The 15,531-nt window shown below is 59.5% G+C and carries 12 protein-coding genes; 5 read left to right on the top strand and 7 right to left on the bottom strand.

The window, feature by feature from the left end; genetic code table 11:
• The first annotated feature begins 39 nt into the window (after window positions 1–39).
• Both JIF53_RS19055 and JIF53_RS19050 read left to right on the top strand, forming a co-directional pair.
• Window positions 40–975, top strand: coding sequence for an alpha/beta fold hydrolase (locus JIF53_RS19055; RefSeq protein WP_199454041.1), 936 nt, complete (start codon window positions 40–42; stop codon window positions 973–975).
• A 78-nt stretch (window positions 976–1,053) separates the two neighbouring features.
• On the top strand, window positions 1,054–2,625 hold the full coding sequence (locus tag JIF53_RS19050; protein WP_199454038.1) for a cation:proton antiporter family protein: 1,572 nt from the start codon (window positions 1,054–1,056) through the stop codon (window positions 2,623–2,625).
• Here the strand turns inward: JIF53_RS19050 and senA are convergent.
• The 3 genes from senA to JIF53_RS19035 all read right to left on the bottom strand — a co-directional run bounded on the left by senA (window position 2,595) and on the right by JIF53_RS19035 (window position 8,510).
• Window positions 2,595–3,929, bottom strand: coding sequence for a selenoneine synthase SenA (senA, locus tag JIF53_RS19045; RefSeq protein WP_199454036.1), 1,335 nt, complete (start codon window positions 3,927–3,929; stop codon window positions 2,595–2,597). The two genes, JIF53_RS19050 and senA, sit on opposite strands and share 31 nt — an antisense overlap.
• 295 nt (window positions 3,930–4,224) lie before the next feature.
• Window positions 4,225–7,335, bottom strand: a complete 3,111-nt coding sequence (locus JIF53_RS19040; RefSeq protein ID WP_199454029.1) for an efflux RND transporter permease subunit — start codon at window positions 7,333–7,335, stop codon at window positions 4,225–4,227.
• Entirely contained in the window at window positions 7,335–8,510 is a 1,176-nt protein-coding gene (locus JIF53_RS19035) for an efflux RND transporter periplasmic adaptor subunit (protein ID WP_199454027.1), read from the bottom strand. The genes JIF53_RS19040 and JIF53_RS19035 overlap by 1 nt, the downstream gene beginning before the upstream one ends.
• 220 nt (window positions 8,511–8,730) lie before the next feature.
• Here JIF53_RS19035 and JIF53_RS19030 point away from each other — a divergent pair, with 220 nt between their 5' ends.
• Window positions 8,731–9,339 carry a TetR family transcriptional regulator gene (locus tag JIF53_RS19030; protein ID WP_199454025.1) on the top strand — a complete coding sequence of 203 codons (609 nt, stop codon included), beginning with the start codon at window positions 8,731–8,733 and terminating at the stop codon, window positions 9,337–9,339.
• Window positions 9,340–9,346: 7 nt separating this feature from the next.
• On the opposite strand, the gene JIF53_RS19025 is transcribed toward JIF53_RS19030, so the two are convergent.
• Window positions 9,347–11,164 carry an SLC13 family permease gene (locus JIF53_RS19025; RefSeq protein ID WP_199454023.1) on the bottom strand — a complete coding sequence of 606 codons (1,818 nt, stop codon included), beginning with the start codon at window positions 11,162–11,164 and terminating at the stop codon, window positions 9,347–9,349.
• Window positions 11,165–11,425: 261 nt separating this feature from the next.
• Here JIF53_RS19025 and JIF53_RS19020 point away from each other — a divergent pair, with 261 nt between their 5' ends.
• Window positions 11,426–12,808 carry a sigma-54 dependent transcriptional regulator gene (locus JIF53_RS19020; RefSeq protein ID WP_114433818.1) on the top strand — a complete coding sequence of 461 codons (1,383 nt, stop codon included), beginning with the start codon at window positions 11,426–11,428 and terminating at the stop codon, window positions 12,806–12,808.
• Window positions 12,805–13,866, top strand: a complete 1,062-nt coding sequence (locus tag JIF53_RS19015) for a transporter (RefSeq protein WP_199454022.1) — start codon at window positions 12,805–12,807, stop codon at window positions 13,864–13,866. Before JIF53_RS19020 ends, JIF53_RS19015 begins: the two co-directional genes overlap by 4 nt.
• Window positions 13,867–13,872: 6 nt before the next feature.
• Here the strand turns inward: JIF53_RS19015 and JIF53_RS19010 are convergent, their stop codons facing one another.
• From JIF53_RS19010 to JIF53_RS19000, 3 genes are read right to left on the bottom strand one after another with little or no spacing between them, the layout of a single operon-like run.
• Entirely contained in the window at window positions 13,873–14,337 is a 465-nt protein-coding gene (locus JIF53_RS19010) for a hypothetical protein (protein WP_199454020.1), read from the bottom strand.
• A gap of 4 nt (window positions 14,338–14,341) precedes the next feature.
• Window positions 14,342–15,127: a C39 family peptidase gene (locus tag JIF53_RS19005; RefSeq protein ID WP_199454018.1), complete on the bottom strand. Its 786-nt coding sequence runs from the start codon at window positions 15,125–15,127 to the stop codon at window positions 14,342–14,344.
• A 15-nt stretch (window positions 15,128–15,142) separates the two neighbouring features.
• Window positions 15,143–15,481 carry a hypothetical protein gene (locus JIF53_RS19000; RefSeq protein ID WP_011786875.1) on the bottom strand — a complete coding sequence of 113 codons (339 nt, stop codon included), beginning with the start codon at window positions 15,479–15,481 and terminating at the stop codon, window positions 15,143–15,145.
• Window positions 15,482–15,531 lie beyond the last annotated feature (50 nt).

Raw genomic sequence — 15,531 nt, 5'->3', positions numbered from 1 at the left:
TTGGCATTCAATAATAGTCATAACGAAAAGGAGTTCCCTGTGCGCCGTACTCACCTGAAGCTGTTCCTGCTGCTGACCGTTACCCTGCTGGTCAGCGCCTGCTCCCGCCAGAGCATCTACGAAAACGCCATAGACTGGGAACGCTCAAGCGCCGGCCTGAAGGCCGCACAGGTCACCGTTGGCGATCTGGACATTGCCTATCTTCGCAGTGAAGAACCGGTCGATGGCGACACTCTGGTTCTGATCCACGGCTTCGGCGCCAACAAGGATAACTGGACCCGTCTGGCCAAAGAGTTCCAGGGTGAGTTCAACATCTATGCCCTCGATCTGCCAGGCCATGGCGACAGCAGTAAACCCCTGGACATCGGCTACCGTTTTGAGGATCAGGTAGATTACGTCCACCAGATACTGAAGGAACTCGGGGTGGAACGCTTCCACATGATGGGCAACTCCATGGGCGGTGCCATCACTGCCCTCTACGCTGCCACCCATCCAGAACAGGTTCACACAGCCGTACTGTTCGACCCTGCCGGTATCTTCGAATATGAAAGTGAGCTGGTGGACCTGGTCATGGATGGCGACAACCCGCTCATCCCGAAACGGGAAGGCGATTTCGACCGCCTGCTGGACTTCGCTCTGGAAAAACGCCCTTTCGTGCCCTGGCCGATCTTTGATGTGATGGAAGAAAAGGCCATCGCCAACCGGGAAGTCAACGAAGTCATTTTCCGGGCCATCCGCGACACAGGCTTCGAGCCGGATTTCCGCAACGCCATCACCAACATCCAGGCGCCGGTTCTGGTGGTCTGGGGCAAGCTGGACCGGGTGATTGACTACCGCAACGCCGATGTCTTTGTCGAGGCCATCCCGAACGCGCGCAAGGCGATTCTAGACGAGATCGGCCACGCGCCAATGGTGGAAGCGCCGGAGCAGTCGGCAGCCTTGTTCCGGGACTTTCTTGCCGACCGGCAGCCCTGAAACCATTCGCCACTACAGCTAGGCCCGAAAAAAAGGTAGGCTTCAGAGCTTTGGATTCCGTCGTCAGAAGATTCGCCCATGCCTGAAGCCATCTGGATAAGTTTTGCCTTTGTTATCGGCCTTCTCGTCAAGGGAATCGGTTTGCCTCCGCTGGTTGGCTATCTGGCCGCCGGCTTTGTGCTCAGCGGCCTCAGCGCGACTACCAGCATCACCGCAGAGCCCACCGATGTACTGGCCCACATTGCTCATCTTGGCGTTTTGCTGCTCTTGTTTACAGTCGGCCTGAAGCTGAAGCTACGCTCCATTGTCAGCCCGGAAGTCATCGGCGGCAGTCTGCTCCACTTCGCGATTACCTGTGTGGTGTTTGCCCCCGGCCTCTACCTGCTTTTTGACCTGGACTGGACAACGGCCCTGATGCTGGCGATCGCCCTGTCCTTTTCCAGCACCGTACTGGCCGCCAAGGTACTGGAAAGCAAACGGGAACTCAGAGCCTTCCACGGCCGGGTCGCTATTGGCATATTGATTATGCAGGATCTGATTGCACTGGTGGTGATGAGTCTCGCGGCCGGCAAAACACCCTCAGAATGGGCCGTCATTGTATTCGGCCTTCCGTTGCTCCGGCCGCTGCTTTACAGGCTGCTGGATGCCAGCGGGCACGACGAACTGCTGGTACTGCTCGGGCTTCTGCTGGCCCTGGTGGTTGGTGGCCTTGGGTTTGAGGCCGTGGGTCTGAGCTCGGAATTGGGTGCATTGGTGTTCGGTGCCATGCTGGCCAACCATCCCCGTTCCCAGGAACTGGCCAAGTCTCTTTGGAGCGTGAAAGAAATCTTCCTGGTTGGTTTTTTCCTGCAGATCGGCATTGACGGCCTGCCAGACCAGCAAGCTCTGATCTTTGCGGCAGTAGCAGCCTTGCTCTTGCCACTCAAAGGCATCCTGTTCTACTTCCTGCTGCTGGCTTTCCGCCTGCGGGCTCGCAGTAGCTTCCTCACCTCGCTGTCACTCACAAACTACAGTGAATTCGGGCTCATTGTCGCCAGTGTTGCCCTGCCAGAATGGCTGGTTCCGCTGGCGATATCGGTTTCCCTGTCGTTTGTATTTTCGGCGCCGCTCAACCGGTTTTCCCACAGTATTTACGAGCATGTTGCCCACAAGCTGGTTCGTTTCGAGAGTCAGAAACGTCATCCTGATGAGCAACCTATCTCGCTGGGTACTACACGGGTTCTGGTGATGGGCATGGGGCGAACAGGCACTGCGGCTTACGATTGGCTTGCGCCCCATGAAACGCGAATCATGGGGATCGACTCAGACCCTGCCAAAACCGAGAAACACCAGAAAGATGGGCGCAATGTCGTCTTTGCAGACGCCGAAGACACCACCTTTTGGGAAGGTCTGCACATGCCGGAACTCAACTCGGTGATACTTGCAATGAGTGACATCGAAGGCAAGCTTATCGCCGCGCGGATGCTGCGCAAGCTCGGCTTCGAGGGCTATATCGTGGCGCACACCATGTATGCCGATGAAGCCGTAAAAATTCGCGAAGCCGGCGCCAATGATGCCTACCTCACGATGAGTGAGACCGGCGTGGCCCTGGCAAGTCACCTTATGGACAAATCAGGAATTCAGGCGGCGCAGGTGCGGAACCCGGTGTAAACATCACTGCGAAACGGCAGATACGCCTGCCGGTAGGTGCCACGGATCAGGTTGGATGAGGTGGCACAACTGCCGCCCTTGGTGACTTTGTGCGTGGCAAACTGCAGGGTCGACATGAACGGGTACATATCTACCTTGAAGCCGTCATAGGGCAGGAACTCGTTGCTGGTCCATTCCCACACCGAACCCACCATCTGCCGGCAGCCAAACGGGCTATCGCCGGCCGGGTAATCCGACACCGGGTTGCGAGCCATGGACCGGGCATCCATATCCGCCTTCACAGCGTCCGGTGACTCGTTGCCCCAGGGAAAACGCCGGAACGGCTCACCAGGTTTGTTACCGAGCGCGGCCACTTCCCATTCATACTCGGTCGGCAACCGCCGCCCGGCCCAGGTACAGAAGGCTTCCGCCTCCCAGTAGCTGACATGGGTAACCGGAGCGTCTGGCTGCAACGGCAGCCAGCGGTCGAACACCCGTACCTGCCACTGTTCGTCATGCCACCGCCAATACTGCGGATGTCGGGGCAGCCGCATCATTGGCTCGCCAACCCCATAGATCAGGTTGACGTCCTGCTCCGATTCCAGCCACTTGCGGCCGCCGAACGACCAGAGTTCGGGACGCCTGTAACCATCATCGTCTACAAACGCCTGAAATTCCCCGTTGCTCACCAGCGTGCGACTGATGGCAAACGCCGGCAGCTCTACCTCAAAACGGGGCTTCTCGGCATCAAAGGCAAAGTCTTCGGTCGCGTACTGTTGCGACTCACCGGGCATGCCAATAACCCAGCGACCGGCCGGGATCTGAGCATCACCGCTGATCGACTCGCCCGGAGCAGGCCGATCACCTTTGTAATCCAAAGGCGCCGGATAGCCGACTGTCTGCCGACACCAGATGAGCGACTCGATGTGCATGTTCTGGTGGTAGATGGCGTAGCGGTACAGGTACAGCTCCCGGTCAGTGAGCTCCCGGGACTGAATCCGCTCCGCGACCCGGTCGTAGATGGTATTGAAATACTGAAGCGTGGCCTCCCGGCCGGGAAACAGATCACGGCGCCAGCGATCCTTGTGATCGACATGGAATGAATCCCAAAGGTCATCCATGGAGGGATCGTAGCTCGGTGTTCCGTCCAACAGGTTGAAGACAAAGACCTCGTAGAAAAACGCTGAGTGGCCCATTTCCCAGAGTGGCGGATTCACACCCGGATGATACGGGACCTCGAGCTTGTCTTCCGGTAACGACACAATCAGGCTCTCGGTGCGGACGCGAGCCTGTTCCAGTTCATCCAGAAGCTCTTTTTTGTTCATGGTTAGACCTTATCTCTCTCAGCCTGAAACCTCGGTGCAGGAGCAAGTTCCGAGAGGCTTTCCAAAAAGCGCTCCTGCCGGCACATCCATGTGTCGCTTATGTTCCGCCATCCATGGCTCCACAAATTTTTGGAAAGCCTCTCGGAACTTGCTCTTCATACGTCTTAGATAGACGAGAGTATCAAACAAAAAACCGCCGCCGGTAGTCACCGACGACGGTTATCTCTTTATGACGACGATAGCCTGCCCCGATTCAGCTCACTCGCAGTTGGCAAGCAGGGCGCAAAAACTGCGATCAGGCGGCTTTGCGTTTGCGCCGCCAGTCCGCCAGGTCTTCGATCAGCTTGTAGAACAAGGGCACGAAGAACAGGGCCAGGGTACTGGCCACCAGCATGCCGCCAACCACCACGGTACCGATTTCCTGCCGGCTCACGGCACCCGCGCCGGTACTGAATGCCAGCGGCAGGGAACCCACGATGAACGTCAGCGCGGTCATCATGATCGCCCGGAAGCGCTGACGGGCTGCGGTGCTGGCGGCCTCGAACGAACTCATGCCCGTTTGCCGGTTCTGGGCGGCGAACTCAACGATCAGAATCGCGTTTTTCGCCGCCAGGCCAATCAGCACCAGCAACCCTACCTGGAAGTAGATGTCGTTGGGGAAGCCACGCAACAGCGAGGCCAGTGCCGCCCCGAATACCCCGAAGGGCACCGCGGTAGCCACTGCCACCGGCAGACCCCAGCGCTCGTATTGGGCGGCGAGGATCAGAAACACCAGCAGCAGCCCCATGCCAAAGGCGAGGGTGCCGGAGTCCGCAGAGTCCTGCAGCTGATAGGCTTCACCGGTCCAGCCCAGCAACGTGTTTCGGTCAAACTGCTGATTGGCAACTTCCTGCAGCGCGGTCAGGGCTTCGCCCGTGGTGTGGCCCGGCGTCGGGTCCGCAAGCAGTTTGGCCGCGGGGTAGACGTTAAAGCGGTTCAGGATGTCCGGTCCGCTCACCCGCTCCAGCTCCACGAGTGAGCTCAGGGGAATCATCTCACCGTAGAAGGAACGCACAAACACCTTGCGCAGGTCATCCGGGTGGCTTCGGAATTCGCCTTCAGACTGCAGCGTCACCTGCCAGTTTCGCCCCTGCAGGGTAAAGTCGTTTACATACAGGCCGCCAAACGTGCTCTGCATGGTGGTGAAAATCTGATCCACCGGCACACCTGCCGCCTGGGCCTTCTCCCGGTCAACAATCGCCTGATAGCGGGGAATACCGGTATCCAGGGTCACCCGGACGTTGGTCAGTTCCGGGCGCTGGTTGGCGGCCTGGGTGAACCGGTCCGCCATCGCCTTAATCTCGGAAGGTGTGCGGCCACCACGGGCCTGGATATAACCTTCCACACCGCCGGTGGTCGACAGCCCCTGGATCGGCGGCGGGGTAAAGGCAATGACAAAGGCTTCGGGCATACCAAACCCGATACCCATAATCTTGTTGGCAATATCGGCCGCGCCCTGGCCTTCGCCTTCCCGCTCAGCCCAGTCCTCCAGCGTTACGAACGCGACACCGCTGTTGGTGCGCAAGGCACTGGAAATAATGTCAAAACCGGCAAAGGCGACAACGTCTTTCACCTCAGGCAGCTGCAGCATGTTCTGCGCCAGCTCGTCCCGGGTGGCTTCGGTGCGGCTGAGAGATGAGGTGGCCGGCAATGAATAAGCCGTCAGCACAAAGCCCTGGTCCTCCTGGGGGACCAGCCCGGACGGCATCTTGTTGAGCAGGAAAACGGTGCCACCGATCATGGCTGCGAACAACAGTACGCCGATCACGGCGTGGCGCAGTAGCCAGTCCACAACCGCCGAAAAACCGTTGGTGAGCTTGTCGAAACCGGCATCGAACCAGCGGAATACGGTGAGCTGCTTGCCTTCATGGCCGAGCAACAGGGCGCACATGGCAGGCGTCAGCGTCAGGGCGACGACACCGGAGATCACCACAGATACGGCAATGGTGATAGCAAACTGCCGATAGAGTTCACCACTGAGCCCACCCAGGAACGCAACCGGTGCAAACACCGCCACCAGCACCAGGGTGGACGCCACCACGGCTCCGGATACCTGGCTGACCGTGGTCACGGCGGCATTGTAGGGCGACATGCCCTCTTCCTTGATCAGCCGTTCTGCGTTCTCCATGATGATGATGGCGTTATCCACCACCACACCGATGGCCAGTATCAAGCCAAACAGGGTCAGCAGGTTGACCGAGAACCCCATGGCCTGCATGCCGGCAAACGTGCCCACCAGGGATACCGGAATCGCGATCAATGGAATCAGCGTGGCATTGAAATGCTGCAGGAACAGGAAAGTCACCACAACCACCAGCAGAACCGCAACGATGAAAGTCGAGATCACCTCCTGAATGGAGATATCAATGAAGCGGGTGGTGTCGTAGGGTACATTGTATTCGAGGCCTTCCGGGAAACGGTCGGCAATTTCCTTCATGGCTTCGTTCACCGCTTCCGCAGCATCCAGCGCATTGGCGCCCGGCTGCAGATACACACCCATCGGCACCGTGGCTCCGCCGTTGTAGATGGCGGCGAAATCATAGTTCTGGGCGCCCAGCTCTATCCGTGCCACGTCTTTCAGACGTAACGACGCGCCCTGATCATCACTGCGAAGAATCACTTCGCCAAATTCTTCCGGGCTGGTGAGCCGGCCCGGAGCGGACACGCTGAAGGTGAACGCCTGGCCTTCCGGCGCCGGCTCTGCCCCTATCCGGCCAGCGGCAAACTGGGCATTCTGGGCCCGCAGGGCGCCAGCCACATCCGCCGGTGTCAGCTCAAACTGCGCCAGTTTGTCCGGGCGCAGCCAGATACGCATGGAGTAATCCTGGGCGCCAAACAGAGAGGCGTCCCCGATGCCGGGCAGGCGTACCAGCTCATCCAGCACGTTCAGCAGCGCGTAGTTGGAAATCTCCACCACGTCCATGGAGTTGTCCGGTGAGGACAGGGTAATCACCTGCAGGATTGAGGTGGAACGGGATTCCACCTTCAAACCCTGGTCCCGGACGGTCTGGGGCAACCGGGCCAAAGCCTGCTGCACACGGTTGTTGACGTTGATCGTAGCCTGGTCCGGATCGGTGCCGATTTCAAACGACACCGTCACTCGAAAGCTGCCGGAGTCGGTCGCACTGGACTCCATGTAGATCATGTCGTCCACGCCGTTGATTTCCTGCTCAAGCGGTGCCACCACCGAATCGGAAATCACATCGGCACTGGCTCCCGGGAAGCGGCCGTCCACCACCACCTGAGGCGGCACCACGTTGGGGTACTGTTCTACCGGCAAACCCAGCAGGGCCAGCGCACCACCGAGGGTAATGATGATCGAGATAACCGAGGCGAAAATCGGCCGGTCGATGAATGTTCTCAGCATCAGTTGGCCTCCTCCGGGCTATCCGGATTGGTGACGTTAACGGCGGCGCCATCTCGGAGGTTCACCAGGCCACTGACAATATAACGATCACCCTCATCCAGGCCGCTCAGGAGGATCTGCCGGCCATCACTCACCGGCCCAAGCTCCACCTCCCGGACCCGGGCTTTGCTGTCGTCATCAACCACATAGACCACAGGGCCATTCTGCCCCTGGGTTACCGCCCTCTCAGGCACCGTTATCACATCGTCAAAACTCTGCAGTTCCACCCGCACCCGGACAAACTGTCCCGGTACAATCACTTGCTCCGGATTCGGGAACACAGCTCGGGCGGACACCGTGCCGGTGCGGGGGTCGAGGGTTGAAGCGGTAAAGTCGATGCGTCCATCCAGGTCGTATTCGCTGCCGTCCGCCAGAACCAGGCGCGCCGAGACATTCTGTTCCTGATCTGTTCTTACCATGCCCTCACGGGCAGCACGGCGAATGTTGGCGTCGTTTTCCGGCAGCGCAAAGCGAACGTGAACGGGATCGAGCTGAACAATAGTGGTCAGCAGGGTGCCGGTATCGATCAGGCTACCCTCCGGAAAATCCTCCAGACTGGTCACGCCGCTGATTGGCGCCGTGACATCGGTGTAGCCGAGATCCAGTTCAGCCTGGGCCACGCCGGCATTGGCCACCGCCAGGTTGGCCCGGGCCAGTTCCAATGCAGACTGGGCTGAATCCCGCTCCCGTTCACTGACGGCGTTACGCTCAAACAAGGAGGAAATACGGTTCCATTCCCGCTCCGCTTGCTGAACATCCGCCTCGGCAACCTGGCGTTGGGCCCGGGCTCGCTGCAGTGCCGCCGCTGCGGGCTTGCGATCTATGCGGAACAAGGCATCACCTTCCCGCACCATCTGGCCTTCTTCGTATAGCCGCTGTTCCAGAATGCCGCTGATGCGAGCCCGGACTTCCACCTCCCGGGCACCCCGGGCACGGCCGGCGTAATCCTGCCTCACCGTGACATCGGCCAGCGTCGCCTGTTGCACCACAACCGCCGCCGGAGGCATCCCGCCCGCGCCGGCCTGCTGGCCCTCACCATCCTGACCGCTGCACCCCGTTAGCATCAGCAGTGTCGACAAACCAGCAAAAAGCAATCCCTTGCGGGCGTTGGGGCGATGAGACATTTCAACGGGCATGGCGCGCTCTCCTGAACACCGAAACAGATCGTGTCATCAATTATGTAAATGTGTCCGGGCCAGCCAGCCCGAAATGGCAATCGGTAAGATCAGGCAAGATACATTCATCCATGTATGTATGTAAACTGTCTTCAGGTATACTTACGTATTTCCCGCAAGCGGTTCATACCCTGACGGGCCGGGACAAAGCCGGCGCAACACACCACCGGAAGACTTCATCATGGCGAGAAAGACAAAAGCCGAGGCGGAAGCCACCCGCGAATCCCTGCTCGATGCCGCCGAGAGCATGTTCATGGAGAAAGGCGTTGCCCGGGCGTCGCTGGAAGAAATTGCCCGTACCGCCGGTGTTACCCGGGGCGCGGTCTACTGGCACTTCCGCAACAAGCAGGACATCCTGGATGCCATGCTGGAGCGGGTTCGCGCGCCGCTCGGCGAAATGCTGGATGAAGCGGCCATCAGCCAGGACAGCCTGACCAACCTGAAGCATCTCTGCGTTATCGCTCTCAGCAAGCTGGCCGAAGACGAACAGTACTTCCGGGTGTACTACATCCTCTTCCACCGCAACGAATCTGATCAGGCGCTGAACAAACACCGGGAGCTTGCAGAGGAGGGAATTGCCTTTGTAACCGACATTTTCCGCAGCCCTGAAAACGCGAAAAAACTGCGACCGGGCCTGAGCCCGGAACTGGCGGGCTATCTGGTGCATACCCAGATGCTGGGACTGTTTTTCGACTGGCTGGCCAAACCTGAGCGCCTTCCGCTGGCCGAGGTTGCACCGATACTGGTGGAAACCGTTTTCGGTGGTCTGCTGGGTGAGCCGGAAGCCTGAGCTCCAGTCAGCCCCATACCCAGAGAATAACCGGCACCGCCGTGGCGGTGACCACCACAGACAGTGGCAACCCCAGGCGCCAATAATCGCCGAACCGGTAACCCGCGGGTTCCATGACCAGCGCATTGGATTGATGCCCTATCGGGGTCAGAAACGCGCAGGATGCGCCAATGGCGACGGCCATCAGCGTTGCGTCCGAAGACAGCCCCAACTGTCCAGCAACGCCCAGGGCTATAGGTGCGACCAGAATGGCCGCCGCGGCATTGTTCACCACATTGGATAACAACATGGTGCCAATCAGAATAATCGACAGCACCAGCCAGGGCGCCTGTCCCTCACCGATGGCCAGAATCTGACGGGCGATAAGATCGGCGCCGCCGGTGGTCTCCAGGGCCTGCCCCACCGGAATCATCGCCGCCAGCAATACCACCACCGACCAGTCGATGGCCTTGTAGGCATCACTGGCTTCCAGCAGTCCGGCCAGCACCATGGCGACCGCACACGCCACCAGCGCAACGGGAGGCGTCACCCAGCCGGCGACAATAACGAGGATGGCAACGGCAAACAGCCCACCGGCCAGTCCGAGGCGTTTCTCCCGGCCAAACGCCAGCCCCCGCTCAGCCAGCGGCAGACAGCCCAGCGTCCTCAGATTAGCCGGAAGCGTCTCCTCGAAGCCCTGCACCAGCAGGATATCACCGGAACGAAAACGGATATCCGCCAGCCGCTGTTTGAGACGGTGGCCCTGCCGGGCGACGGCCACGACGTTGACACTGTAGCGCTCCCGAAGATTCAGACGGTTTGCGGTACGGCCGACCAGCTGTGAACCGGGAGTCACAACCGCCTCGATCAAGCGGGCATCGCCAGCAACCAGCTCATCCTCCGCCTGTTGCCGACGCCCTTTGCCCCCGGTGCCATCCTTCTCTACTTCCTCGTTCGGCGCGCCCGAAGCCAACGTCAGACCGGTGATCTCCAGAAACTCGCCCAGACTCTCAGTATCGGCTTCCACCAGCAGGACATCATTTTCACGCAGAATGGTAAAGGTTGAGGGTGCCGGCGTTGTTTTGTCATCGCGGATCAACGACAAGACCACCAGATTGTTCTGGCTGTCTCCGGCCGTCAGCAGGTTGTGCAGGGTGCTACCGGCATAGTCAGAACCTTCGGTCAGTTTCAGCTCCGTCAGGTAATCACCCACGCTGAACAGTTTCTCGCCGGCGGCCGGGTCCTCCCGTTTCGGTGTCAGGCGCCAGCCGATCAATCCGATAAAGACGATACCCGCCAGGGTAATTGCCAGCCCCACGGGCGCAAAGTCAAATAGCCCGAAGGTGCCCGCCTCTCGATAGCTGGCAATGATGATGTTGGGCGGGGTACCGATCAGCGTAATGGTGCCGCCCAGCAGCGACCCGAACGCCAGAGGCATGAGCAGCAGTGAAGGCGACCGTCCGGCTTCCCGGGACATCCAGATGGCGACCGGCATCAGAAGCGCCAGTGCCCCCACATTGTTGATAAATGCCGAGCACACGGCCACCACGAGGGTCAGGGTCAGCACCTGAATCACGGCATTGTTCCCTACCCGGGCCAGCAGCCGCGCCACCTCGTCTACCACACCACCGTTAACCAGCCCCTGGCTGATAACCAGCACCGCCGCCACTGTAATCACGGCCGGGTGCCCGAAACCGGCGAATACGCTGTCAACCGGCACCAGTCCCGCAATGGCCACCGCCAGCAGCGCCAGCATGGCGACAACATCAAACCGCAACCGGTTCCAGATAAACGCTGCCAGGGTGACAAGCAGAACGGCAAATACAATCCATTGATCCGCTACCATGCCCCTCGACTTCCTCCATAACCGTCAATAAGTTTTACAGATCGAGCCAGCGCCAGCTCGGGAACCATTAGCAAGCATCTGTATTAACGGGATTACCCGATTCTGGTGCAAAACCTGCTATCGATCAGCTGAGACATTACCTGCATGGAAGCCCAGGCAGGTCACAGGGTCGTGGTCGACTATAGCAGTTCCCGCAGCAGTCCCCTCTCGTTTTCGAATACAGCGTTGTCGGTTGTTCAGTCCCTTTGCCGGAGCAAAGCTATGGAACAGAAACGACCGCTTGTCTGGTTGTCGGCGGCCCCTGATGCTGAAAATACACGGCAGCCCAGCCTTCCCGGCTGGCAGCTGACCGTCATCAGTAGCCGGCATACCCCCGTACTGCCAATGCCCGACTATCTGGGCAAACCCGTTGGGGTCTGTGTTCTGGCTGACCAGGACCCGGCCGCCCTGGAGACCATCAGAGGCTGGCTGGAGATGCTTCCGGTAACCTCCTGGCTGGCCGTGGTCAGGCGACGGCAACTGAATGACGCGGCGGTCTGTCGCCTGATCCGCGACTACTGCCAGGATTACCATACCCTCCCACTGGACCACCAACGACTGATCAACAGTCTGGGCCACATGTGGGGCATGCATTCCCTGAGTGCGCAACTGACAGGACCGGAACTGCTCAGTTATCAGGACTATGTACTGGATGGCCCATCGCCGGCCATTCGTCAGGCTCGCAGCCTGTTGCGACGCTTTGCAGCGACCCATGAACCCGTCATCGTTTACGGGGAGAATGGCACCGGCAAGGAGGCAGCGGCCCGGTTTATCCATGAACACTCTCCGCGCCATCACGGGCCTCTGGTTGTCATCAACTGCGCCGCGTTACCAGAGTCCCTGACCCAGAGCGAACTGTTCGGCCATGAGCGGGGTGCCTTCACGCACGCTCTGAAATCCAGAAAAGGCCGTATCGAAGCCGCCAATGGCGGCTCTCTGGTGCTACTGGGTGCCGACGAACTGGGGCTTATGCAGCAATCTGCCATCCTGCGTTTTCTTGAGGAAGGCACGATCGAACCCGTGGGCTCGAACCATGCCGTGCAGGTGGATGTGCGGGTAATCGCCACCTGCAATTCCCAGCTCGACCAGAAAGTCGCCCAGGGCAGTTTCAGAAGCGACGTTTTCTACCGGCTTGGTAACCTCACGGTGACCCTGCCACCACTCAGGGAACGTCTGGAAGACCTTCCGTATCTGGCCCGCCGGGCCCTGGGCGCCTCTGAGGGAGAACACTACCGGCTTGGTAACGCCACTTTGCTGGCCATGGCCGCACATTCCTGGCCGGGCAATCTGCGGGAACTGCAGAACCGGCTCCGGCAGGCCGTTCTGCTTGCCCGGCAATTAAACATCCAGCCCGAAGACCTGGGGCTGCCTCCGGCCACATTACCCACACACATCGACCAGTTCAGCCTGGAGGCCTACCGGGCCCGGGCCGACCAGGAAGCCATCGCGACCAGTCTCGCCCTGACACATCACAACGTCTCAGCTGCGGCGAGGCTACTGAATATTTCCCGAGTGTCGTTTTACCGACTGCTGGAAAAACACCAGCTGCAACCACCGTCGAACCACGGCCTTCCCAAGAAACGCGATCATGGAGATCTGTCATGAAACGTCTGGCCCTGTTCAGCTTCAGCCTATGCCTTACTCCGCTTGCCCTGGCCGAACCTCCTGCTCCGGATGAACGCACCGCCGGCACCACCGAGCAGCGGGAAGCGGCGGCCCAGGACAGCGCAACCACGATTGCCTCCATTACCGCAGACCGGGGTATCGTCACCCGGCCCGGGCGATTTACCATCGAGCCATCGTTTTCCCACGCCCACAGCAACGCAACCCGCGTGGCGGTTGAGGGGTACACAGTCATTCCGGCTCTGTTGGTGGGGTTGATCAACATCTCCGAGATCCAGCGCGATATTTTCGTCAGCGCGTTATCGCTGAAATACGGTTTCACCAGCCGGCTGGAAGGCAGCCTGCGATTGCCCTACCTGAGCATTCGGGAAGACCTTCGGGAACGGGAAGTGTTTCAGGGAACGCCGGTCGATACCGTGCGGGAATCGTCCGGTGATGGCATCGGTGATGCCGAGTTATCGATACGTTACCAGCTCAACGATGGCCTCGATGGCTGGCCTTATCTGATCGGTACTTTCCGGGCCCGGGCGCCCACCGGCGAAGGCCCCTACGATGTCGACCAGCGAATCATTACCGACAGCAGCGGCAACCCCATCGGGGTAGAGCTGGCCAACCGCCCCACCGGTTCAGGCTTCTGGGCAGTGGAACCGGGACTTTCCTTTATCTACCCGAGCGACCCGGCGGTTCTGTTCGGAAACCTGAGTTACGCCTGGACCATCAAGGAAGAGCAGGGCTTTGAAAACGGGGGCACCGTCGACCCCGGTGACGTGGTGAGATTCGGCTTCGGAATGGGCTTTGCGTTTAACGAACGCACTTCGTTCAGCCTGGGCTACGATCACTCGGTGATTCGCAAAACCACCTTTGAACATAGCAACGACCTGTTCTCGTCCAACTTCGACCGAATTCAGGTGGGTTCACTGTCTTTTGGGCTGTCGCACCGGCTATCGCCCTCAACCACCATGAGCCTGACGGTGGCGGTGGGAGTCACCGACAACGCACCGAACAGTGAGATCACCCTCAAGCTGCCGATCAATCTCTGAAACTGATCACGGCAACATAGGCAGACTGAAATCCCGTGGCAACCGATAGGCGCCACCGAGGTTGTTCAGTTCAATATTCAGTTGCCGGATATTCTGGATGGTGGTTCCGTTCAGGCTGTTCTGGATGACCGTCATCCAGCCGCCCGAGCCGGCCACGGCGGTATCAAGCGCCAGTTGCCCTGCTCCGCTCTCCCAGGCTCCCTGAATGGATGCCAACTGGGTGCTGAGTCTGTCTGCGGCCATGGGATCGTTCAAATTCGGAATGGTCAGGCGATTAACAACCAGGGTCTGACCGTTCACGGCCAGTACCTGCTCAAGGCCAATGGAGATCTCCAGATTGTTCATCACAAAGCCGCCCCGGAGCTGATCCAGCTCGGTATCCGCCAGGCTGGTAACAGGTAGTCTCAGCTCGGCATGAACCGGCCCGGCTAGCAGACTCAGAGTAATCAGAACAGCCCATCCTTTAACCATGGTCTTACCACTCCTGTGTACTGGGCCAGTATGGCAGGGTATGTCCCAATGCCGGTGAGCCAAGCCCCTTGAATAGAGGTGCCCGGGCCAGGCCCGGCCAGTCGTCCCGATCCAGAAAACTGGCTCGCCCCATATCCAGATGGCTGCGTATCACGAAGGCGGAGCCATCCCAATGCTCCTGAAATTCTGCCCAACTGTAGGCTTTAAGCCCCCGGGCCGGATCGCCCACCAGCACTTCCTGATCACTGATGCCCTTGATCACCACAAAATGTCGATAACCTCCCAGCGTTACCAGAGCAATTACCGGAACGCGAACCTGATCCCGAAGGCCGGCTAGCGGCATGCGGAATCCGTCCGCCAGATAACCTTCGGACTCCAGATAACGCTTCATATCCAACATGGAGAAGCCCTGCTGACGCACTTTGTCCTGATCCGCCAGAGTCCACATGCCTTGAAATACTTCCTGCTCACTGACCTCATCGCCGTAGTGAAAAGACAACAACGATGCCAGTGCCGCCGAGCCACAGCTGAAATCGTATTCCTGCTGGAACACAGCTGAAAATCGCTGATTCTGAAAACTGGCGACAGACACCGGAACATCCCCGGCAGGCCCGGGGACCAACACGGTGCCGGCGTGACCGGCGGTTGACAACATTCCGGCCATCACACCGGCCAGACAACCCCTGAAAAGCGACCGGCGGGAAAGGCCGCCACGCCTGGGTGCTACGGGAGTTGCCGACCGCACCTGACGGATGCGTTCCTGACGGTTCCCGATGCGATTGGTAGCCATGGCGGCCGCCCCTCCTCAATGGTTGATGAGAATATTGATTTGCGTGCTGTCCTGAATGACCACCTGGTTGCCGGTGTTCTGGATGACGGTGGCAATGCCGCTCATGTTGCCGAAAGCCTGATCACTGATACGGTTGTCTCCCGTCTTGACCGGGCCAGACAACACATTGCCAGAGACCAGAGCGTTCTGTTCTGACTCATTGAGTTGCCACTGGAGCGGAATTCCCTGTCGCCCGCTGGCAGCCTCCAACTGATCAGCACTCATTGGTTCCGCATCAGGCCAATCCCCGGCCCAGCTTGCAGACGCCACAGACACCAGCGCAGCCATCAGCATCCTGTTGATGAATCTGGCCATGACACATCTCCCGACAAAACCGGGCTGCCCTGGCCGGGCAGCCCGACCTG

The organism is Marinobacter sp. bablab_jr008 (assembly GCF_016464145.1).
Classification (GTDB): domain Bacteria; phylum Pseudomonadota; class Gammaproteobacteria; order Pseudomonadales; family Oleiphilaceae; genus Marinobacter; species Marinobacter nauticus.
The sequence above is the reverse complement of the archived record's forward strand: the minus strand, read 5'-3'. Positions and strand labels throughout refer to the sequence as shown.